The following is a 19,800-nucleotide window of genomic DNA, read 5'->3' as shown; positions in this document are numbered from 1 at the left end:
GGCCCCGCGGGGGCCGGCCACCGGGCGGGCTGGGAGCCCGGCGGCCGGAGCGGGTGGGGCGGGCGCCCGCGAGCGGCTACTTCTGCAGGCGCCGCACGGACAGCACGCAGTGAGCGCTGGTGGTGAGGACTTCCTCGTCGCCCGCGAAGGCCTGGAGGGTCTTCGCGTCGACCGGCCGCCCGGGGACCGCCTCGGGCCAGGCCCGCGTCGCGAAGAGGAAGTACGCCTGCCCGCTCTCGTCCGCCGCGGCGACCCACTCGTCGGGGGCGGTGCACTGCGCGTTCATCCCGGGCAGGGTGAGCGCGATCTGATTGCCCTCCAGCAGGATCTGCACCGGGAAGCCGGCCGGGTTGCGGGTGCCGTCCATGACGACGTCGCCGATGGGCAGGCCGATCTCCTCCAGCAGCCCGCGGGCCGCCGCCTCGCCGGCCTCCCGGCCACCCGGGCCGTCGCCCAGGGTGTAGGCGAGGAGGTACGGGATGTCGTGCGCCTCGGAGGGGTCGCCGATCCAGGCGAGCACCGAAAGGGTGCCGAGCTGGGACCGGTCGATTTCGGCTTGAGTAGAAGTCATGCGCCGCACCCTAGTGGTCCCGGGCACGGGCCTTTCACGGCCTTTCACCCGGGCGGGCTAGACGGCCCAGAATCCCTCTCCGGTATTCGCCCTGATGTTCGCGTCCTGGTATTCGAGCCGCACAATGCGAGCGTTTTCCGGGATTTCGAACACCACCCACCCCTCTGCCCGCTCACCGACCTCCAGGGAATCGAAGACGATCGGTTTGCCGGTCGTGAGCTCACCCGTGGGCACCACCGCGTGGCGCTGCCCCGCGCCGTCGTGCGCCCACATGCGTCCGAGCGCCCCGTACGAGGCGCCGCCGACGTTGACGAAGGACATCGAGGCAGCGACCCAGCGCCGGCCGGCGGGCGGGGCGAAGTTCTTGTCGGCGCTGATCGCGGGGTCCACGTACGCGCCGAGCAGCACTTCCAGGTGACGGCCGACCTGCGTGCCGTGCACCCGTACGGCGTCACCCACATGGGCGTCCTTCGCGCCCGGCCGGCCGGGACCCGCCTCGCCCCCCGGAGCACCGTCGTCCACCGGGACGGCCGGCACCACGGCCGGGGCGAGGGCGGCTCCCCCGGGAACGCTCTGGCAGGCGGAGCCGCCGAACAGCAGCAGCGGGAGGAGGGCGAGGACGGGGAGGGCGGGCTGGCGCATGCAAGATCCCTTCGGGGACGTATTGCGGCCAGTTTCACGCGCCCGGGCAGGCAATTGCACACACCGACACGAGTGCGGGGAGCGAGTGCGTACGGCTACCTGCCAGCACAATGCGTTCCGGCGGAATACCGCCGTCCGCATCCTCTGGAGGAAGAATGCGCATCTCCCCGCGCCGAATGGCCCTCGCGGCCTTCTCCGCACTGGCCGCCACCACGCTGTTCTGCGCCCCGGCCGGCGCCACCGTTTTCAATCAAGGTATTTCCGTGCACCACGACGCGTACGTCGCGGGCGACGGAACCGTCACCCTTTCCGGGTCCTACCACTGTGAGCAGGCGTCACCCGCGGGGGCGATGCAGATCAAGGCGACCGTCGAGCACGGCGGCGGCCGGCTGAGCATCGGCGCGGAGCAGCCCGTCTGCGACGGCAAGGAGCGCCGGTGGGTGGCCACGGCCCCGGGCCGCTGGGTGGACGTGCGCCCGGGCCACGCGGTGGTCACCGCGGAACTCCAGGAGATCCGCCTCTCGGGCCTGATGCCCAGGTCGGTCGCCACGGTCGCCCAGGACAGGCAGGACGTCGAGGTCCACAGGCACTGAACCCGTGCGCGGCCGCGGCGCTTCCCGGTAGCCGCCGCTACCGGGACCGGCACTCGGGCGCGACGCCGGTCATCGACATGAAGGCCACCGCCTGGCACCCGGGGTCGGCGTGCGGCCGTCCCGTCGTCCGGTTCACGACCGTCGGCACTCCGGCGGCCAGCAGGAGGGCGGCGAGGATGCCCGTCACGGCACCCTTGCTCAGCCTGCGCACAGCTCGTTCCTTTCCATGGTCGGCATCATCACCCCGACCCCTGTCGGCCACAACTCGGCGTGTCCGGGCGGTCACCCCGCGCCGCGGGGTCCGCCGCCGACGTCGAACTCACACCACACGGCCTTGCCGTCACCCCGGGACTCCACTCCCCAGTGCGTGGCCAGGGCGTCCACCAGCAGCAGCCCGCGCCCCGTGGTGGCCGCCTCGCCCGGGCTGCGCCGGCGCGGCCACACGCTGGAGCGGTCCTTGACCCACAACCGGATCCGCCGCACCGGCTCCGGCAGCACCTCCATGGTCAGCACCGCCCCGCCGTCGGTGTGCAGCAGGGCGTTGACCAGCAGCTCCCCGGCCGCCACCTCCACGTCGTCGGCGAGCTCCGGCACACCCCAGTCGCGCAGGGCCTGCCGCAGCGCATAGCGGGCCTCCGAGAGGCCCTCCGGGTCCGCCTGGTGGATGTACTGGTGGATGCGCGGCGCCCGGTGGGTGCCGGGGTCGGGAGCCCTGCGCAGCACCAGCAGCGCCACGTCGTCCCCGGAGCCCCAGCGCTCCCACAGCCGGTCCGAGAGGTGGTCGGCGAGCGCCCCGGCGCCCTGGGGGCCGCTGCGCACCGCGTGGGCGAGGGCGTCCATGCCCGCGGTGATGGTCGTACCGGGCTCCTCCACGAGGCCGTCGGTGCACAGCACGAGCGTCTCGCCGGGGACCAGGTCGAGCTGGGTCTCGGGGAACTCCTCCTGCTCGAAGGCCGAGGCCAGCCCCAGGGGCAGGCCTCCCCGCACGTTGGGCCAGCCCGTTCGCCCGTCCGTGTGGCGGATCAGCGGTCCGAGGTGGCCCGCGCGGACCGCGCGTACGCCGCCCGTCTCCAGATCCACCTGCGCGTACATGCAGGTCGCGAAGCGCTCGGTGTCCAGCTCGGCGAGGAAGCGCGAGGCCCGGGCCAGCACGGTGGAGGGCGGGTGGCCCTCCCCCGCGTACGCCCGCAGCGCGATCCGCAGCTGGCCCATGATGGCCGCCGCGTGCGTGTCGTGGCCCTGTACGTCGCCCACCACGATGCCGACCCGGCTGCGGGGCAGCGCGATCACGTCGTACCAGTCCCCGCCGACCTCCCGCCCGCTCCACGCGGCGTGGTAGCGGACCGCGATCTCCCCGCCGGAGATCTCCGGGATCCGGCGCGGCAGCATGGCCGCCTGCAGGCCCGTCGCGAACTCCCGCTCCTGGTCGAAGAGGAGGGCCCGCTGGAGTGACTGGGCCACGATGCCCGCCAGGCCCAGGCACAGGTTGCGCTCCTCCGGGCTGAACTCCTCGCGGTGCCGGTAGAAGAGGACCAGCCCGCCGATGGCCTTGGCCTGGGCGATCAGCGGCAGGTAGGCGGCGGCGTCGAAGCGGATGCGGTTCAGGTAGTCCGCGAGGAGCGGGAACTCGCCGCCGAGTTCGGCGAGCGAGGTGACGAAACGTGCCTGCCTGGTCAGCACGGCGTGCGAGAGCGGCAGCGAGCCGTCCATCCGAGTGAACCGGCGCTCACTGAGGATCTCCAGCGACTCCCCGCTCAGTGCGATGATCTTCATCGTGCCGCCCTCGACCAGCCCCAGGGCCAGGCCGTCCGCCCCGAGCCGCTCCAGCGCGCCCGCGCCGGTCAGCGCGGCCGTGACGTCGTCGACCGTCACGGCCCGCGACAGGGCCTCGGTGGTCCGCTGCACGATCGTCGTCTGCTGGGCGCGCGCCGCCTCCAGCTTGCGCAGCAGCGTCGCGTGGGCCAGCTCCGCCGCCGCGTCCCGGACGATCCCGGCGATGTGCAGCGCCTGCCCCACGGCGTCCCGCACCACCCGGCCCGTGGTGTGCGTCCACTGGTCGCGGCCGTCGCGCCGGTGCACCGTGAAGTACGCGCCGAACGTCTCCCCGCCCTCCGCCAGGACTCCGGCGATGGTGTCGCGCAGCCGGGCCGCGTCCTCGGGCCGCACGCGCAGCGCGGCGCCCTCCGCGGTGCCGTCGTACTCCTCGGGCTCCAGGTCGAACACGGCCATGGCGGCCGCGTCCAGCGCCACCGTCCCCGTGCCCAGGTCCCACTCGAAGCTGCCCATGCCGTTCAGCGCGAGCCGCTCCCCGGCGTCGGTCACGGGGGTCCGCCGGTCCGGCCCGGGTTGGTCGCGCTCCGCAGCTGCCACCGTCCGCACCCCCTAACGGCCGGGCCAGCACGGCTGGGAGATCAGCCGCTCCCATTCCTCGTCGGGATGGCCCGGAAGGGTGCGCCCGGCTTCCCGCCAGCGCTGGACGACGGAGAGGTAGATCGTGGCCGGGTCGGTGGCGGCGGCCGTCGCGTACGGACCCGTGTACGGGCCGGCGTGCGGTCCTGGGTACGCGGGCCGGTCGTGCCCGGCGGTCGTGGCGGACTGTTCGCCGCGGCTGGCGGGAATGCGTACCCAGCCGCGGCCCTGCGCTCGCTCCGTGCTCATCACGGACCCCTTCTCACCGCGGATCTCGCCGCAGGTGCGTCTTCGGATGCCCTGGGGGTGCCCCCGGGCCGGGCCCGGGGGAAGCAGCCCGGACAAGCCGGGCGGCACCGGAGGAGCCCGGCCGCGGACCCCCGGCACCGAGGCGCTTGCGGACTCCTCTCACCAGTCTCCCCGCCGTGAAGCCCGCGCCGTGCACGAATCGCATGGAAGGGCCGAATGAGGGAGCCGCCAGCAGGCCCGCGAAGAACAGTCCGGGCCACGAGGACTCGAAGCCGGGGCCCAGTTCCGGGGCCCTGCCCTTGCCCACCGTCCTCAGCGCGGCGCGCAGCCCCGCGTCGAGCATGCCGAGCCGGGCGAGATCGGGGGCGAAGCCGGTGGCCGCGATGACGTGGGCGACGTCCAGGACCACCGATTCACCCGCGGGTGTGGTCAGCCCGAGACGAGTCCGCTCGCCCGCCGCCACCGCCCGGTGCAACCGGTGCCCGAGCAGCGCCGGCACGCGCCGCTCGAAGCGGTCCCGCAGCCACCAGGCGCCGGCCGGTCCCAGCGCGGTCGCCGCGATCCGTTCCCGGGTGTGCGCGGGCAGCCGGCGCACCGCCCAGGGCAGCTCCGACCATGCCCAGCTGCGCCAGCCCGTGCCGAGGCCGCTGTGCGGGTCGCGCAGGGCGCGCAGCGGGGGCCGGCTCAACGGCTGCGGGACGGTGTTCCAGTTCAGCCGGGAGCGCCTGGCCACCAGGCAGGGCCTGGCGCCCTGCTCGGCCAGCAGGGCGGCTGTCTCCAGGGCCGCCTGCCCGGCCCCGAGCACGGCGACCTCGCGGCCTGCGAAGCCGGACAGGTCCCGGTGGCCGCTGCTGTGCGAACAGTGGGTGGGCGGGAGGTCCCTCAGCGCCTCGGGGTACTGGGTGAAGGGCATCACCCCGACCGCGACGGCGACCGTCCGGGCGAGCAGGGGCGGCCCCTCGGCGGTGCGGACGAGGAAGCCGTCGCCCTGCGGGGTCACCTCCGTGACGGTCACCTCCTCCACCTGCGGCCCGGCGTGCCGGGCGAACCACATCCCGTACGCGCTGAACGTGCCGATGGGCAGCGGAGTGCCGTGTTCCGCGACAGTTCCGAGGGAGGCGCAGTACTCGGCCAGCGTGTGCCGCCCGTCCGGCGCGGACAGGTTGGAGGACCAGGGCTCCGACTTCAGGTACATGCCCTCGGGCATGTGGTCGCGCCACGAGGCCATGGGCCGCCCCAGCAGCCGTACCCCCAGGCCCGCGCCGGCCGCGTGGGCGGCGATCGACAGCCCGTACGGGCCCGCGCCGATCACCACGAGGTCGTCGATCCGCGTCACGCCCGCTCCTTCGGCACCATGGTTACCTGCCCGGCCCCGGCCGGTCCGGGCCCCCTCAACGGGTCACCAGTTCGTCCGGCTCGGCCGAAGCCTCCGGCGGGAGGGGGCGGGAGGCCTCGGAGGTCACGCCCGGCCGCTCCCGCCCGCGCTGCCGGGGCGCACGGACGACCGCGCGCGCGGTGCGGCGGCCCTGCGCCGGGACACCGCGCAGGACCCGTACCCCCTTGGCCGCGCCGCGTCCCAGGAACGCCGCGAGCATGGCCAGGAACGGCCGGAGGTCGTCCGACGCGAACCAGGCGGCCTCGACCTGCCCCCGCTCGGCACCCCGACCCCGCTCCCCCGCCGGTCCCGGCTTCGGGGGCGCGGTGTCGGCCGCCGGGCGGCGGCACGGCAGCGAACGGCCCCGCACCGCCGCCAGCAGCGCGTAGTTCTCCGCGACGAAGACGCGGCCCGCGCCGCCCGAGGGCTGCGGCACCGGTTGGCCCGTCAGATCCAGGTACATCGCCTGGACCACGTCCAGTCCAGTGGTGTCCGCGAACAGCCTGAACTGCGCGCCCGGGCGGGGGTTGAAGTCCACCAGCCGGAAGACCCCGCGCTCGTCCCGGCGGAAGTCCAGATCCAGGATCCCCTGGTAGCCGAGGCGTTCGGCGAGCCGCAGCGACGCCTCCTCCACGGCCGGGTCCGGCAGCCAGCGCCCCACCGCCGTCAGCCCGGTGCGCACCGGCCAGGACAGCTCCTTGCGGCCCGAGCCGGCGAGCAGCGGGCGCCCGCCGCGGGTGAAGGCGCCGTGGAAGAACCAGTCGGTGTCCGGACCCGCCGGCAGGAACCGCTGGAGCAGCAGCCGGCTCCCCGCCTCCGCGGAGCGCTCGTACAGCCGGCGCGCCTCGGCGGTGGTGCGCACGAGCGTGGTGCTGCGCAGGCCGTCCGCCCGGGCGGGCAGCAGCCAGGGCCGGCTCCACTTGGCCACCACCGGCAGGCCCAGCCGCCAGGCCGCCTCCGCCGCCTCGGCCCCGCTCGCCGGGACCACGGTCTCCGGGTGCGGGACGTCCCACCGTGCGCAGAGCCGCGACAGCTCGGCCTTGTCGGCCACCCGGGCGGGCAGGTTGTCGGGCTGGTGGGGGATCCGGAAACGCTCGCGGAGCATCGGGGCGACCCGGGCCACGGCGATGGCGCTCAGGTCGTCCATCGCGATGAGCACGGCCGGGCGGCCGATCAGCTCCGAGACCCCGGCCAGACACTCCAGCAGGGCCTGGGGCGCCTCCGGGTCCAGCCCGCCGGCCGGACCGGGATGCACGGCGCGCAGGTACCGCGAACGCCCCATGGGACCTCCCCCGGCTTCGACGACGGCATGGACCTCCACGCCCTTGCGGCCAAGGGATCTGACGGCGCCGAGGGTTCCGTGGTGGAACGGATTGCGGTCGAGTCTGAGCACAACGGCGGGCACATGGTTGGCGAACGCGTGCATGGCAACGGTGTCTTTCACCTAGTCGGACCAAGCGGGGGTGGTGTGCAGCTGCTAATGGCCTACGCGGCAGGCACCGAACAGGCCATTCGTCGGATCTGATGCCTAACGTCTTGGGCAAGCACACCGATTCAGGAAAGCTCGGGAGACGCCATGCCCACACCACGCCGCCGACTGGCGAGCACCTGCATCGGTACGGTCACGGCCGGACTGCTCGCCACCGGGGCCGCCCTCGCCGCGCCGGACGAGAACCGGACCGAGGACTCCGCCGCCGCCATGGGTGCCTATCTCGACTACGGCCCCGGCGGGGTGGCCCGCATCCCGCACCTCTCGCGCTGGCTCGGCGGCAGGGAGATCCGGGTCGGCCACACCTATCTCCCCGGCGACCAGTGGGCCGGCATCGAAGGCCGGGTCTCCTTCCTGGAGGACTGGGCGCGGTGGCGCCTCGCCGACGCCGACCGGATGTTCGTCCTCAACGTGCCCATGCAGGCGCGCAACGAGGAGGGGGTGCCCGACCGGCAGGTGGCCCGGCTGATCCGGGCGGGCGCGCAGGGCCAGTACGACGAGCACTTCCGCAGGCTGGCCGAACGGCTCGTGTCGCTGGGCGTGCCGGACACCGTGATCGTGCTCGGCTGGGAGATGAACGGCGTCACCTACACCCACCGCTGCCGCCCCGATCCGGCGAACTGGAAGGTGTACTGGCGGCGCATCGTCAGCGTGATGCGCGCCGTGCCCGGTCAGAAGTTCAAGTTCGACTTCGCCCCGAACCGGGGCACGGACGCGATCGGCTGGACGAAGTGCTACCCGGGCGACGACTACGTCGACATCGTCGGGATGGATTCCTACGACCAGGGGCCCGGACAGACCTTCGACGACCAGATCTCCCAGCCGTACGGGCTCCAGCAGCACGTCGACTTCGCGCGGGCACACCGCAAAGCGATCTCCTACCCGGAGTGGGGCCTGTTCCGGCGCGGCGACAACCCGGAGTACGTGCGGCGCATGCTGCAGTGGATCGCGCAGCACAAGCCGCTCTACCACACCATCACCGACTACTGTCCGCACGGCGTGTGGCAGTGCAAGCAGAACCCCGAGTCCACGAAGGTGTTCCGGGACGCGCTGACCCCCGAGGCGCCCGGCCCGGTGGTCCCGACGCCGGTCGTGCCGACGCCCGTGGTGCCGACTCCTGTGGTGCCGACCCCCGTGGTGCCCACTCCGGTCGCGCCCACGCCGGCCGTTCCCACGCCGCAGGTCCCCACACCGGCCGTTCCCACGCCGCAGGTCCCCACACCGGCCGTTCCCACGCCGCAGGTTCCCACTCCGCAAGTCCCCACGCCGCAGGTCCCGACCCCGCAGGCCCCCACGCCGCAGGTCACCGAGCCCTCGCCGGTGGAAACGAGCCCCGTCGCCCCCAGCCCGGTCCCCCCGAGCCCCGAGGTGCCGACTCCGGTGGCCCCGAGCCCGCTCGTGCCGTCCCCCGTCAGCCCGAGCCCCGAGGTCCCGGCACCCGTCAGCCCGAGCCCGAGCCCCAGCTCCAGCCCGCTGGAGCCGAGCCCCGAGGTCCCCGAGCCCGTCACCCCCAGCCCCGAAGTGCCGAAGCCCTCGCCCGTGACCCCCTCGCCCGTGGTGACGGCGCCCGTCACGCCGGACCCGGCCGTACCCAGGCCCGAGCCCACACCGGCCAAGCCCCTGCCGCAGCCGCAGCAGCCGCCCCTCAACAGCAGGCAGTGGTGCGTACCGATCAACTTCGGCGAGTGGCTGTCCAAGCTCGTCGGCAAGCAGTCGGTCTGCATCAAGCTCGACCTGGGCGACGACTCCGGCTTCTGGCCCTTCTAGGACCTCGCTTCCGGATGTTGCCGGGCCCGGGGCGTCCGGTGCCGCGCCCCGCCGCGTCGTCGCCGGTCGCCGATGCTCCGCGGGGACTTCCTCCTCCGCCCTGCGGTGCGCGGCACCGGACGCCGCTCCCTGATCCGGCCCGATCGGAATGGAGGGCCCCGGACGCGTCATCGCACCCGCAGTTCGTTGAGCCGCGCCCGCCAGTCCCTGGCGGCCGGCAGCGCCTCGCGCAGCGCGTCCACCGCCCGCTCCCGCCCCGTCACCTGTGACTCGTGCAGCCGCAGCAGGGGCGCGAGCGCGCTCGTGGCCATCAGAAAGCGCTGGTTGACGACCGTCCGGGGCCGCCAGTGGTTCTTGTACGGCTCACTGCCCCGCAGGAAGCTGACCACCGGCCGGCCCTCCGCCAGCGCCCGCCGGGCCTCGTGGCGCAGCAGCAGCGTCGCCACGTCCACCTTGCGCGCCCGCAGGTCCGGGTCCGCCCCGTAGAGGTAGCCGCCGCTGAGGCCGGCCGACAGCAGGGTGACGTTGGCCGCCACCACCTTCCCGTCCAGTCGGAACTCCGTCAGCCGTCCCTCCCCCGCCCGCACCATCCGGCGGGTGGCCCGGGTGAGGTGCTCGGCGAAGCGGGGACGCAGGTGCTCCGGGGTCACCCCGCGGCCGCGCCACTGCTTCTCGTGCAGCCGCAGCAGGTTCCTCACCGCGCCCGGCACTTCCTGCTCGGTGGCCTCGTGCTCCTCGATCCCGGCAGCGTCGGTCTTGCGCAGTTTCGCCCGCACCCGCTGGGCGCCGGAGGAAGGCATCCGCTTGACCAGTTCGTCGAACGGCAGGGTCGGCAGCTCCATGCATGTGGAGTCGGCGAGCCTGCTGCCGATGCCGGGCCACTGCCGGTACAGCTCCTCGGCGGCGGCCCCCGGGCGGACCTCCCGCAGGTCGACCACCGCGCCGCGGGCCGCCCGATGCAGCCCGTGGGCCAGCGCCGGGACGACCTGGGCGGCGTGTTCCGCGGCCACGAGCACGTCGAAGTAGTCGGTGATCGGGCCGCCGAGGGGCACCAGCAGCGGAAGCGGCCGGTGCACGAGCATCAGGGCGGCCGCGCCGACCAGTTCCCCGCCGCGCCGGACGAGGACGATCCGGAGCCGGCCGTCCTTCCCGTACGACAGCCACCAGGAGTGCAGCCAGGCGTGGCTCTGGAAAGGGGTGGCGGTGGGACAGGCGCGGACGAGCCGGTTCCACGGCTCCTCCAGCGCGGCGAACTGCCGGGGGTCGCGGCACAGTGTCACCGACAGGGCCCCGGCGGAGCCCGAACTCATCGCACGGACTCCTTCTCCTTGGCCGAGGCCGGCTCACCCTGCGCGGGAAGGGTGGCGTACTCCTCGGCCACGTGCTCCGCGACCGGAGCGGCCGCGGGCGCGGCCACACCCTCCTCGGGGCGCCGGGCGCGGCCGGGCCGGGCGAGCAGCCACAGGCCGCCCAGCAGCCCGCCGGCGCACAGGCCCACGGCACCGCTGATGGCGGCGGAGGGGGAGGCGGGGTCGGTGGGGGCAACGGCCTGGTTGAAGAGGAGGAGTTGGACGCCGGTGTTCTTGGCGGCCTGGTTGCTGCTCAGCGACAGGGCGTCGGCGACGGCGTTCGCGATGTCGGCGGCCTCGGCGGGGCTCTGGGAGGTGCCGGTGATGGCGATCATCGGGGACTCGGGGGAGGTCTCGGCCCGTACCTGGGTCCGCAGCTGCCGCGCGGTGATGCCCGCGCGGGGCTGCGCGTAGGCGAGGGTGGAACTGCTGGTGGCGATACGGGCGTACGCCTGGGCGAAGCCGAGGGCGGTGGCGGGCTCGGTGGTGTCGTCGGGAACGGCGACGACATAGCTGGTCGCGGCGTACTCGGGGGCCTTGAGCACGCCGTACGCGCCGCCTGCGGCCAGCCCCAGCACGGCGCAGGCGGGCAGCGGCCACCACACGGGGGGCCGGGAGCGCCGCCTGGGCCTCTTCCCGGACCGGTGGTCGCCCTTGCGCTCCGGCTTCTTCTCGGGGTTCTCCGACCTCTCTGACTTCTTCGCTGCGGTGTCGGCCATGGTCGTGCTCGCTTCCTGGAGGGAGGTGGGTTCCGTCGGGTCCCGGCCGGGACCCCTTCGGGGGTGGGGATCAGCCACGGGCGCCCGGCGTCTGCCGGGGCGAGCCGGGGCAGGGCACCGTGAGTCCCGCCGCCGGGCGCGGCGCGGGGTCCGGCGCCGCAGCGGCGGACGGGTCCGGTGCGGGGGCCGCGACGGGGCCCGGCGCCCGCGGGCCCGGCGCGGAGCCCCGGGCCGTCGCACCCGGTGCGGCCGAGAGGGCCAGGTCGTACACGTCCAGCAGCCGGCTCGCGCTGCGGCCGATGTCGTAGCGGCGCACGACCGGCGGCGGGGGCAGTCGGCGTACGCCCGCCTCCATGTGGCCGCGAAGCGCGGCGACCAGTTCCTCCGTGCCGGTGCCGATGCGGCGGGCTCCGGGGGCCTCCGCGGCGGGCAGGTCGTCGATGGCCGGACAGGTCACGTGCAGGACCGGAAGTCCGGCGGACAGCGCCTCGACGACCGCGAGCCCGAAGGCCTCCTCCCGCGACGGCGAGACGAAGACGTCCATGGCGGCCAGCAGGGCCGGGATGCCGGGGGTGCGGCCGTCCGTGCTGTCGCCCAGCGGGTCCCGCTCGCCCAGCAGGTGGATGCGGCTCTGGGCGCCCGACTCGGCGGCCAGCCGGCGCAGCCTTGCCCGCTCCGGGCCGTCCCCGGCCAGCAGCAGGTGCGCGCCCGGCAGCGCGGCCACGGCCCGCACCAGCACGTCGAACCGTTTGCCCGGGACGAGCCGGCCGACCCCGCCGACCACGAAGGCCCGCTCGGGCAGCCCGGTGCGGGCCCGCGCGGCCCGGCGGACGCCCTCGTCGAAACGGAAGCGGACGGCTTCGATCCCGTTGGGTACGACGTGGATCCGCTCGGCCGGCACCCCCCATCCCTCCAGCCGGGCGGCGACGGTGTCCGACACGGCCACGGTCGCCGCACCCAGGCGCTCGCTGGCGAGGTAGAGGGCACGGACCCCGCCCGAGAGGGGGCGGCCCTCGATCTCGCCCTCGCCGAGGGAGTGCTCGGTGGCGACGGTCGCCCCGGTGCCCGCGAGCCTGGCCGCGATCCGCCCGTACACGCAGGCCCGGTACAGGTGCGTGTGCACGAGGTCGTACCGGCCCCGGCGGATGAACCGAGCGAGCCGCGGCAGCGCCCCCAGGTCCCGGTTGCCGCGCATCCCCAGGTGCACGACCCGTACGCCGTCGGCGCGCAGCCCCTCGGCCACCGGCCCGGGGTTGGTCAACGTCAGCACGTCGCAGCGCATCGGCATGTGCCGCAGCAGCAGCCGCAGTTGCTGCTCGGCGCCGCCGACGCCGAGGCCGGTGATGACGTGCAGGGCCTTGACCACCTCGATCGGCTTCACCGGTGCACCGCCCGCCGCAGCTCGCGGACCCGGTGGCGCAGCTGCTTGACCCGCAGCCGGGTGCCGGCGTCGGCCTGGCTGACGTGCGTGCGCGGCAGGGCGTGCGGGCCGGCGAGCCGCCCGGGGGCGATGGCGCAGGCGTATCCGTAGCCTGCCGCGCGTGTCGCGTCGACGACCCGGGCGTCGAGGTGTCCGTAGGGGTAGCAGAAGCCCTCGGGCAGGGTTCCGGTCAGCTCGCGCAACAGATCCCGGCTGCCGCGCAGTTCCTGCTGGAGCACGTCGTCGGCGGTGGCGGTGAGGTCCTGGTGGAGCAGGCCGTGCGAGCCGATCTCCTGTCCGGCGGCGGCGACTTCGCGGACTCCCTCGGCGGTGAGCAGGGACTTGCGCGGTCCCAGCGGGTCCCACACGTTGTCCACGCCGAGGCGTCCGGGCAGCACGAACAGGGTGGCGGTGCAGTCGTGGCGCTGGAGCAGCGGCAGCGCGTGGGTCAGGAAGTCGGTGTAGCCGTCGTCGAAGGTGAGTCCGACGAGCCCGGCTCCGCGTCCGGCGGCCCGGGCCCGCAGCAGTTCGCCGACCGACACCCCGCGCAGGCCCCGGGAGCGCAGCCACAGCAGCTGCGCCTCCAGCGCGTGCGGAGTGACGGTGATCCCGTAGGGGTCCTCGGCGGGGTCGGTGAACTCGGCGACCGAGTGGTACATCAGGACCCACGGCGATGCGGTCCGGCGGGCGGGGACCACCACGGCGGGGGCCGTGTCGGTGTCAGCGGGCATTGCGGAACCTCTGCGTGAACTGGGAGATCTGACCGGGCAGGGCGGTGACTTCGAGGGCGCGTATGGCCATGCCGGTGGCGCCGAACATGGCCGGGACGAGCAGGCAGCCGAGTCCGGCGCTGAGCAGCGGATCGGGGATCATCGGGCCGGCGATCCAGCCGGTGGCACAGGCGGCGACGGCGGCCACCGCGAGCCGTCCGATGCTGACGGCGACCCGGCGGACGTGGATGGCGATGATCCGCGGGCCGATTCCGGTGAGCAGCAGGGCTGCGGCGGTGGAGATGCCGGCGGCGTTGGCGGCGGCGATCCCGTAGGTGCCCCACCAGCGGACGGCGAAGGCTCCGGCCACGATGTTGACGAGCAGTCCGGCACCCATCGCGAGCGCCGGGAACCAGGTGGGCCGGGCGGTCGAGAAGAAGGGCCGGGACAGTGCCCCGACGAGGCAGTGGCCGAGCAGCCCGAGTCCGTAGACCCGCATGACGGAGGCGGTGGCGCGGGTGTCGTCGTGGGTGAAGGCGCCCCGTTCGAAGAGGACCTGGATGATCTGGGGGGCGTAGCCGATGACGAGTGCGGTGCCCATCAGGACGGCGAGCGAGGCCAGTGCCAGGTCCCGCTCCACACGGCGGCGGGCCTTCTCCCGCTCGCCACCGGCCATGGCCTGGGCGACGACGGGGAAGGTGACGGTGCAGATCATCAGCGACAGCACCATCGGCATCTGCGCGACCTTCTGCGCGTAGTTGAGGTGGGAGATGGCCCCGGACGGGAGCGAGGCGGCCAGGAACCGTTCGACGAGCACCTGCGACTGGCGGAAGACGGCGAAGAGGATGACGGGGGCGATGACCCCGAAGGCGATGAGGGTGGGGCGGTCGCGGTCGCGCTGGCTGCGCGGGGCGGCGGCCCGTTTGGCCCGGGGCGGGCCGAAGCCCACGTTGCGGACGAAGGCGGGGAGCTGGACGAGCGCCATCAGCAGTCCGCCGACGGCGACGCCCGCGGCGGCGGCCCGCACACCCCACAGGGTGTGGAGGGTCACCATCGTGCCGATGATGCCGACGTTGTAGGAGACGTAGATCGCGGCGGGTGGCAGGAAGGAGCGGTGCGCGCGCAGTGCGGCACTGAAGTAGCCGGCGATTCCGAAGGAGAGCACGGTCAGCGCGGTCAGGCGGGTGCACTCGACGGCCAGTGCGGGGTCGGGCAGGCCGGGCGCGAGCACGGCGACGACGGCCGGCGCGGCCGCGACGAGGACGGCGGCTACGAGGGCCAGGAACACGACGAGCCGCGGCAGGGTCGCCCCGACCAGCAGCCGTACGGGGTCCTGCGTGCGGGCCTCCCTGCGGGTCAGCCCGGCCCGGGCGGCGGCCCGCCGGGCCAGGGCGTGGCTGAAGGCCGGGACCATCAGCAGCGCCATGGCGTCCTCGATCAGCAGCGTCGAGGCCATTTCCGGGACGGTCCAGGCGATGAGGAAGGCGTCGCTGTCGTGCCCGGCGCCGAAGAGGTGCGCGATGGTCTGGTCGCGCACCAGCCCGAACAGGGCCCCGGCGGCGGTGAGCCCGGCGGTCACGGCGGCGGCCTTGGCCAGGAACCGCCCGAGGGGCGCCCCTGCGCCTGCGGCGGGCTCGGCAGGTCGGCTCCCGCCGGGTCCGGCGGGAGCGGCAGGGGCGGCGGGGCCGCCCCGGCGGGCACGTCCGAACCGGCTCCCGTCGGGGGCGGCGGTGGATCCGCCGCGGCGCCGGGCCGCACCGGGCCGGCTCCCGCCGGGAGCCGCGGACACGGCCGGCTCCCCCACCCGGCGCTCGCCGCCGGCGGGTGCGCTCGTGGTGCGCGCCGCCACCCGCACGCCGAGACCCGCCGGGGCGCCGCCGGGATACCCGGCGGCGCCGAACAGCGGCGCCCGCACGGCGGGGGCGCCGCCCGGCAGGCTTCCGGCGACGAACCCCGGGTCCGCCGGAAGCGGTGCGGCCGCACCGCGGGGCGGCCGGACTCCGCCGCCGCACCGCGCAGCGCCCGGTACCGGCGCCGCCCGATCCGGTGTCGCCCCGCGGCCGGTGCGGCCCGACCGTCCGGAGGCCGCCGGAACCGCCGTGCCGGCCCCCGGGCCCGGCTGGCCGCCGGGCGCCCCGTCCGCGGGCGCGTTCGGCAGGTACCCGGCAGAGCCGCACGGGTTCTCCCGCGCCGGTGGTTCACCGAACGGCAGGGCAGGGGCGGGTGCGGCCGGGACGCGGGTGTGGCCCGCCCCGGCCGGAGGGCCGGAGGCGGGCCGCCAGGGCGTGGTGTCCGTCACCGGCCGCTCGAACTCTCGGGGACGGGGCCCGGTGCACCGGTGCCGGCGCCGATGGCGCCGCCGGTGCTTCCGGGCGCCCTCCCCCGGGCCTTCGCCGGGCCCGGGACGGCCCCGGGTCCGGTGACGGCACCGCGCAGCGGATCCGCGCCGCCGGGGGAGGGCAGCGCCCACCAGGCCGCCAGGCCGACGATCACGCCCGTCAGGACGGTGGACGGGCCGCCGATGTCCGCGTAGAGGAAGTCGGTCAGCTGCCACACGAGCAGCCCCGTCGCGATGAGCCCGCAGTCCCGCATCCGCGTCCCGGCACCGGAGGCGAGCCGCCGCAGTCCCGCCACCAGCAGGGCCGCCCAGCCGCCCGCCAGCGCGACCAGTCCGATCAGTCCCTGCTCGCTCAGGATCAGCAGGTACATGTTGTGCGGGGAGAGCAGCGGCTGGCGGATGTATGCCTGGCCCGCACCGGCGGTGTCGCTGCCGGAGGAGAGCCCGAGCGAGGCGTGGCCGTCGCGGTGGGCCGGGAAGCCCTTGAGTCCCACGCCCGCCGCCGGCCGCTCGCGCCACATCGACTCGGCGGCGGCCCACATCGTGTAGCGGTCGGTCACCGACTGGTCGGGGGCGCTGGAGACCTGGGTGATGGAGGTCAGCCGCTCACCGACCATCTCGGAGCCGACGCCGAGCCCGCCCACCAGGACCACCCCGGCTGCGGCCAGCGCGGCGAGCACGGTGAGCGCCCGCCGGATCCCGGCCAGCGCCATCACGAGCAGGGCCGCGCCGAAGGTGGCGATCCACGCGCCGCGGCTGAACGACAGCACCAGTGGCAGGACGAGCACCAGGGCGCAGCCCGCGGCGATCCGGCGCAGGCGTGCGGGCAGGCCGGGGGCGAGGGCGGCCGCGGTCGCGACGATCAGGCCGTAGGCGACGACCGTGGCCATGCCCATGACGTCGCCGGGGCCGAAGGTGCCCACGGCCCGGACGTCCTCGCCCTGGTAGGAGGCGCCGGTGTGGGTCGCATACTGCACGACCCCCACCGCGCCCTGCACCAGGGCGAGGACCACGAAGCAGCCCGCGGCCAGCCGGAACTCCCGCGCGTCGCGCACCAGCAGCACCACGGCCGCCGGGACCAGCACGAAGACCTGGAGGTAGCGGACGAAGCCCGGCAGAGCGGCGTACGGGTCCCCGGCGGTCACCGTCGCCACCGCGAGGCCGGCGGCCGGCGCACCGAGCACGAGGACGCCGAGCGGGGTCAGCGCCCTCACCCGGCCGCGCAGTGCCTGCACGGCGCAGACGAGGACCAGCAGCAGCGAGGCGGCGTCGGCGGGGCCGACCTTGCCGGAGGCGGTCGCGTCCCCGGCCGGGAGCGGGGCGAGCAGGAACAGCACGGTCGCGGCGAGCGGCAGCAGCGGCCAGTGCCGGCGCAGTGTGCCCGGCACGTCCGGCCGGGCCCAGTGCCCTGGGGCGGCGAGGCTCATCAGCTGCCTCCCAGCCGGAAGCGGAAGAAGGAGGCCGCGGTGCGGGCGAGGATCCACAGGTCCTGCCACAGCGACCAGGTGTCGATGTAGTGGTTGTCGAAGCGCGCCCGGTCCTCGATGGAGGTGTCCCCCCGCAGGCCGTTGATCTGGGCGAGGCCGGTGATGCCGACGGGCATCCGGTGACGGGCCTCGTAGCCCGGGTGCACGGTGGAGAACTTCGCGACGAAGAAGGGCCGTTCGGGGCGGGGGCCGACCAGGCTCATGTCGCCCCGTACGACGTTCCACAGCTGGGGCAGTTCGTCGAGGGAGGACTTGCGCAGGAAGGAGCCGACCGTGCTCATCCGGCAGTCCCCGGCGACGGTCCAGCGGGTGGCGGACTCGTGCGCGTCGGCGCGCAGCGTGCGGAACTTCAGCAGGGTGAAGGGGCGCCCGTACAGGCCGACCCGTTCCTGACGGAAAATCACCCCCGGTCCGTCCCAGAGGCGTACGGCCGCCGCGCAGAGCAGCATCACGGGTGCGGCGGCCACCAGGGCCACCAGGGCGAGCGCCGAGTCGATGGCCCGCTTGGCCCAGCGCTCCAGCGGCCGGGCCGGGCGCGGCAGCAGCGGCTGCACGGCGTATCCCCACAGCTGGTCGGCGGGGTGGGCCAGCCGCATCCCGGTGATCTTGGCGGTGCCGGCCGGGTCCGCCAGCCACAGCCGGCAGCCGTGGTCGTGGAAGAGCCGGACCAGGGAGGCGGTGCGCTCGTCGGCCTCGGGCGGGCGGGTGAACACCGCGTGGCGGACGGAGTTCTGGATGACTGCGCGCCGGATGTCCTCGGGGGTGGACAGGACCGGGAGGGCCCCGGTGTCCCCGTCGGCGGGGGTCCCGGTGTCGGCGAGCCCGACCGGGCGCAGGCCGAACTCGGGGCGGCCGTGGAGGGCGGCGGCCACCGCGCTCGCCCCCGCGCCGGGTCCGACCACGAGGGCGGAGGCGGGCCGGCGTACGGCGGCGCGGCGGTGCAGCTGGTTGGCGACGCCCCGGCCCGCGCAGACCAGTACGGCTTGCAGGCACACCGCGGTGAGCAGTGCGCTCCACCCCATGGCGCGCGCGGGGTCGAAGGCGGCCGCGACGGCGGCGGCCGCGCACCACAGGACGGTGGAGCGCCCCACCAGCGCGGGCAGTTCGAAGAGGGCGGAGGGGGCGAGCCGCGGCCGGTACAGGCCGGCATGCGCGTGCAGGACGACGAGCAGGGCGGGCAGCGCGGCGACGGCCGGCGCGGCCGCCGGGCCGGGCAGCACCGGTCCGGGCAGGGTGGCCGCGGTGACCACGGCGGCCAGTGCGTCGGCGGTGAGCAGGGGGAGCACCCGGCTGCGGCGGCGGACGCGCTGCGGGCGTACGGCGGACCGGGCCCGGTCGACCCGGGGCCCGCGCGGCGGGTGGATGGCGGTCGCGGAACGGCGGGCTGCTGCGGGCGCGGGCGCGAAGGCGCTGCTGCCGGGCCCTGTGCCGCCCTGCCCGGTGTGCCGGGCGGGTGCGCTGTCCATCGTCATCGGCTGATGCGCTCCTGGTTCAAGGGCCGGGGCCTGCCCAGCAGTTCGTGGTACAGGCCGCTGACCGCGTCCGTGGTCCGCCGCACGTCGAAGTCGGTCCGGGCGTGCTGCCGGGCCTGCTCCCCCAGTTCGGCGAGGAGCCGCGGCTCGGAGAGCAGCCGTCCCAGGGCTCTGGCCAGGGCCGGAGGGTCCTCCGGCGGCACCAGGCACAGGCGTCCCCGGCCGGGCGGCAGGCTCTCCCGGGCACCGCTGACGTCGGAGACCAGGACCGGCCGGCCGCAGGCCATGGCTTCGAGCGGGGCGAGCGCCATGCCTTCCCACCGCGACGGCAGTACAACGAGATCGGCGGCCCGAAGCCACGGTCGGATGTCGGCAGCGGCGCCGGCGAAGTGCACGCTGGTGCCGGACAGCGCCGCGGTGCGGCGCAGCCGTTCGGTGTCGGGGCCGTCCCCGACGAGGGCGAGGCGGGCCGTGGGGACGGTCGCGAGCACCTCCGGCCAGGCCTCCAGCAGGATGTCCTGGCCTTTCTGGGCGCAGATCCGGCCGACGCAGACGGCGAGCGGCCCGCCGGCCGCGAAGGAACGGGGCAGCGGCAGCGCCGCGCGGGACTCGGCCCGGTCCTGGGCCGGGTCCGGTGCGCCGGGCCGGAAGTGGTCGAGGTCCACGCCGTTGCGGATCACCGTCCAGCGGGCGGTGATGCCCTCGCTCTCGCCCGCGCGGCGCTCGGCCTCGCTGACGCAGAGCACCCGGTCGGCCCAGCGGGCGCCGTACCTCTCCCAGCGCAGGGCGAGCGCGGCGGTGGCTCCGCCGACGGCGTCGAAGGACCAGGCGTGGGGCTGGAAGACGGTGGGCAGCGTCCCGCGCGCGGCGAGCCGTCCGGCCAGTCCGGCCTTGGCGCTGTGGGCGTGCAGCAGGTCGGGCCGGACGCGTCGCAGCAGCCCGCGGGCGCCGGCCAGTTCGGCGGGCAGCCCCGGGCCGGGGGCCCGGCCGGCCCGCCAGGTGAACACCTCGGCCCCGGCGGACCGGGCCGCGTCGCCGAGCGTGCCGCCGGGCGGGCAGCCGACGACGGCGCGGAGGCCCTCCGCGGTCTGGGCGCGGACGAGGTCGGTGACGACCCTGGCCACACCGCCGTCGACGGGTTGCACGAGGTGGAGGACGGTCGTGGGCTGTGCCGCCCGGGAGTGCGTGAGCACGTGGAGTGGTCTCCTGC

General features: G+C 75.4%; 17 protein-coding genes. 2 read left to right on the top strand and 15 right to left on the bottom strand.

What is annotated here, in order from left to right; genetic code table 11:
- Positions 1 to 76: 76 nt before the first annotated feature.
- Together ACZ6JS_RS16725 and ACZ6JS_RS16720 are read right to left on the bottom strand one after the other, a co-directional pair.
- Entirely contained in the window at positions 77 to 571 is a 495-nt protein-coding gene (locus tag ACZ6JS_RS16725) for a DUF5949 family protein (RefSeq protein WP_469298546.1), read from the bottom strand.
- 57 nt (positions 572 to 628) lie between these two features.
- Entirely contained in the window at positions 629 to 1,213 is a 585-nt protein-coding gene (locus ACZ6JS_RS16720) for a DUF4352 domain-containing protein (RefSeq protein WP_469298544.1), read from the bottom strand.
- Between the two features lie 155 nt (positions 1,214 to 1,368).
- Between ACZ6JS_RS16720 and ACZ6JS_RS16715 the strand changes: the two genes are divergently transcribed.
- Complete coding sequence (locus ACZ6JS_RS16715; RefSeq protein WP_469298542.1) at positions 1,369 to 1,806, top strand: DUF6299 family protein; 438 nt, start codon at positions 1,369 to 1,371, stop codon at positions 1,804 to 1,806.
- A 37-nt stretch (positions 1,807 to 1,843) separates the two neighbouring features.
- Here ACZ6JS_RS16715 and ACZ6JS_RS16710 read toward each other — a convergent pair whose 3' ends face one another.
- The 5 genes from ACZ6JS_RS16710 to ACZ6JS_RS16690 all read right to left on the bottom strand — a co-directional run bounded on the left by ACZ6JS_RS16710 (position 1,844) and on the right by ACZ6JS_RS16690 (position 7,121).
- The gene (locus tag ACZ6JS_RS16710) at positions 1,844 to 2,017 is read right to left on the bottom strand and encodes a hypothetical protein (RefSeq protein ID WP_469298540.1); all 174 of its coding nucleotides are present in this window, start codon (positions 2,015 to 2,017) and stop codon (positions 1,844 to 1,846) included.
- Between the two features lie 71 nt (positions 2,018 to 2,088).
- Positions 2,089 to 4,176, bottom strand: coding sequence for a SpoIIE family protein phosphatase (locus ACZ6JS_RS16705; RefSeq protein ID WP_469298538.1), 2,088 nt, complete (start codon positions 4,174 to 4,176; stop codon positions 2,089 to 2,091).
- A 12-nt stretch (positions 4,177 to 4,188) separates the two neighbouring features.
- Entirely contained in the window at positions 4,189 to 4,464 is a 276-nt protein-coding gene (locus ACZ6JS_RS16700; RefSeq protein ID WP_469298537.1) for a hypothetical protein, read from the bottom strand.
- Positions 4,465 to 4,477: 13 nt separating this feature from the next.
- Positions 4,478 to 5,791 carry an NAD(P)-binding domain-containing protein gene (locus tag ACZ6JS_RS16695; protein ID WP_469298787.1) on the bottom strand — a complete coding sequence of 438 codons (1,314 nt, stop codon included), beginning with the start codon at positions 5,789 to 5,791 and terminating at the stop codon, positions 4,478 to 4,480.
- Positions 5,792 to 5,855: 64 nt separating this feature from the next.
- Positions 5,856 to 7,121, bottom strand: a complete 1,266-nt coding sequence (locus ACZ6JS_RS16690; RefSeq protein ID WP_469298535.1) for a carboxylate--amine ligase — start codon at positions 7,119 to 7,121, stop codon at positions 5,856 to 5,858.
- A gap of 294 nt (positions 7,122 to 7,415) precedes the next feature.
- Between ACZ6JS_RS16690 and ACZ6JS_RS16685 the strand changes: the two genes are divergently transcribed.
- Positions 7,416 to 9,095, top strand: coding sequence for a glycoside hydrolase family 26 protein (locus tag ACZ6JS_RS16685; RefSeq protein ID WP_469298533.1), 1,680 nt, complete (start codon positions 7,416 to 7,418; stop codon positions 9,093 to 9,095).
- Positions 9,096 to 9,262: 167 nt separating this feature from the next.
- Here ACZ6JS_RS16685 and ACZ6JS_RS16680 read toward each other — a convergent pair whose 3' ends face one another.
- The 8 genes from ACZ6JS_RS16680 to ACZ6JS_RS16645 all read right to left on the bottom strand — a co-directional run bounded on the left by ACZ6JS_RS16680 (position 9,263) and on the right by ACZ6JS_RS16645 (position 19,783).
- Positions 9,263 to 10,405: a GNAT family N-acetyltransferase gene (locus tag ACZ6JS_RS16680; protein ID WP_469298532.1), complete on the bottom strand. Its 1,143-nt coding sequence runs from the start codon at positions 10,403 to 10,405 to the stop codon at positions 9,263 to 9,265.
- Positions 10,402 to 11,163, bottom strand: coding sequence for a YveK family protein (locus ACZ6JS_RS16675; protein ID WP_469298530.1), 762 nt, complete (start codon positions 11,161 to 11,163; stop codon positions 10,402 to 10,404). Before ACZ6JS_RS16675 ends, ACZ6JS_RS16680 begins: the two co-directional genes overlap by 4 nt.
- Before the next feature lie 70 nt (positions 11,164 to 11,233).
- Positions 11,234 to 12,535: a glycosyltransferase gene (locus ACZ6JS_RS16670; RefSeq protein WP_469298785.1), complete on the bottom strand. Its 1,302-nt coding sequence runs from the start codon at positions 12,533 to 12,535 to the stop codon at positions 11,234 to 11,236.
- A gap of 5 nt (positions 12,536 to 12,540) precedes the next feature.
- Positions 12,541 to 13,314: a polysaccharide deacetylase family protein gene (locus ACZ6JS_RS16665; protein ID WP_469298529.1), complete on the bottom strand. Its 774-nt coding sequence runs from the start codon at positions 13,312 to 13,314 to the stop codon at positions 12,541 to 12,543.
- Positions 13,304 to 15,208 carry a murein biosynthesis integral membrane protein MurJ gene (murJ, locus tag ACZ6JS_RS16660; protein ID WP_469298527.1) on the bottom strand — a complete coding sequence of 635 codons (1,905 nt, stop codon included), beginning with the start codon at positions 15,206 to 15,208 and terminating at the stop codon, positions 13,304 to 13,306. Before murJ ends, ACZ6JS_RS16665 begins: the two co-directional genes overlap by 11 nt.
- A 380-nt stretch (positions 15,209 to 15,588) precedes the next feature.
- Positions 15,589 to 17,058 (bottom strand): O-antigen ligase family protein, encoded by a 1,470-nt coding sequence (locus ACZ6JS_RS16655; protein WP_469298525.1) that lies wholly within the window; start codon positions 17,056 to 17,058, stop codon positions 15,589 to 15,591.
- Complete coding sequence (locus ACZ6JS_RS16650) at positions 17,058 to 18,590, bottom strand: exopolysaccharide biosynthesis polyprenyl glycosylphosphotransferase (protein WP_469298524.1); 1,533 nt, start codon at positions 18,588 to 18,590, stop codon at positions 17,058 to 17,060. Before ACZ6JS_RS16650 ends, ACZ6JS_RS16655 begins: the two co-directional genes overlap by 1 nt.
- Positions 18,587 to 19,783: a glycosyltransferase gene (locus tag ACZ6JS_RS16645; RefSeq protein ID WP_469298522.1), complete on the bottom strand. Its 1,197-nt coding sequence runs from the start codon at positions 19,781 to 19,783 to the stop codon at positions 18,587 to 18,589. The genes ACZ6JS_RS16650 and ACZ6JS_RS16645 overlap by 4 nt, the downstream gene beginning before the upstream one ends.
- Positions 19,784 to 19,800 lie beyond the last annotated feature (17 nt).

The organism is Streptomyces sp. NPDC046349 (assembly GCF_055587885.1).
Note: the sequence above shows the minus strand (reverse complement) of the source record. Positions and strands in the feature narration are given on the sequence as shown.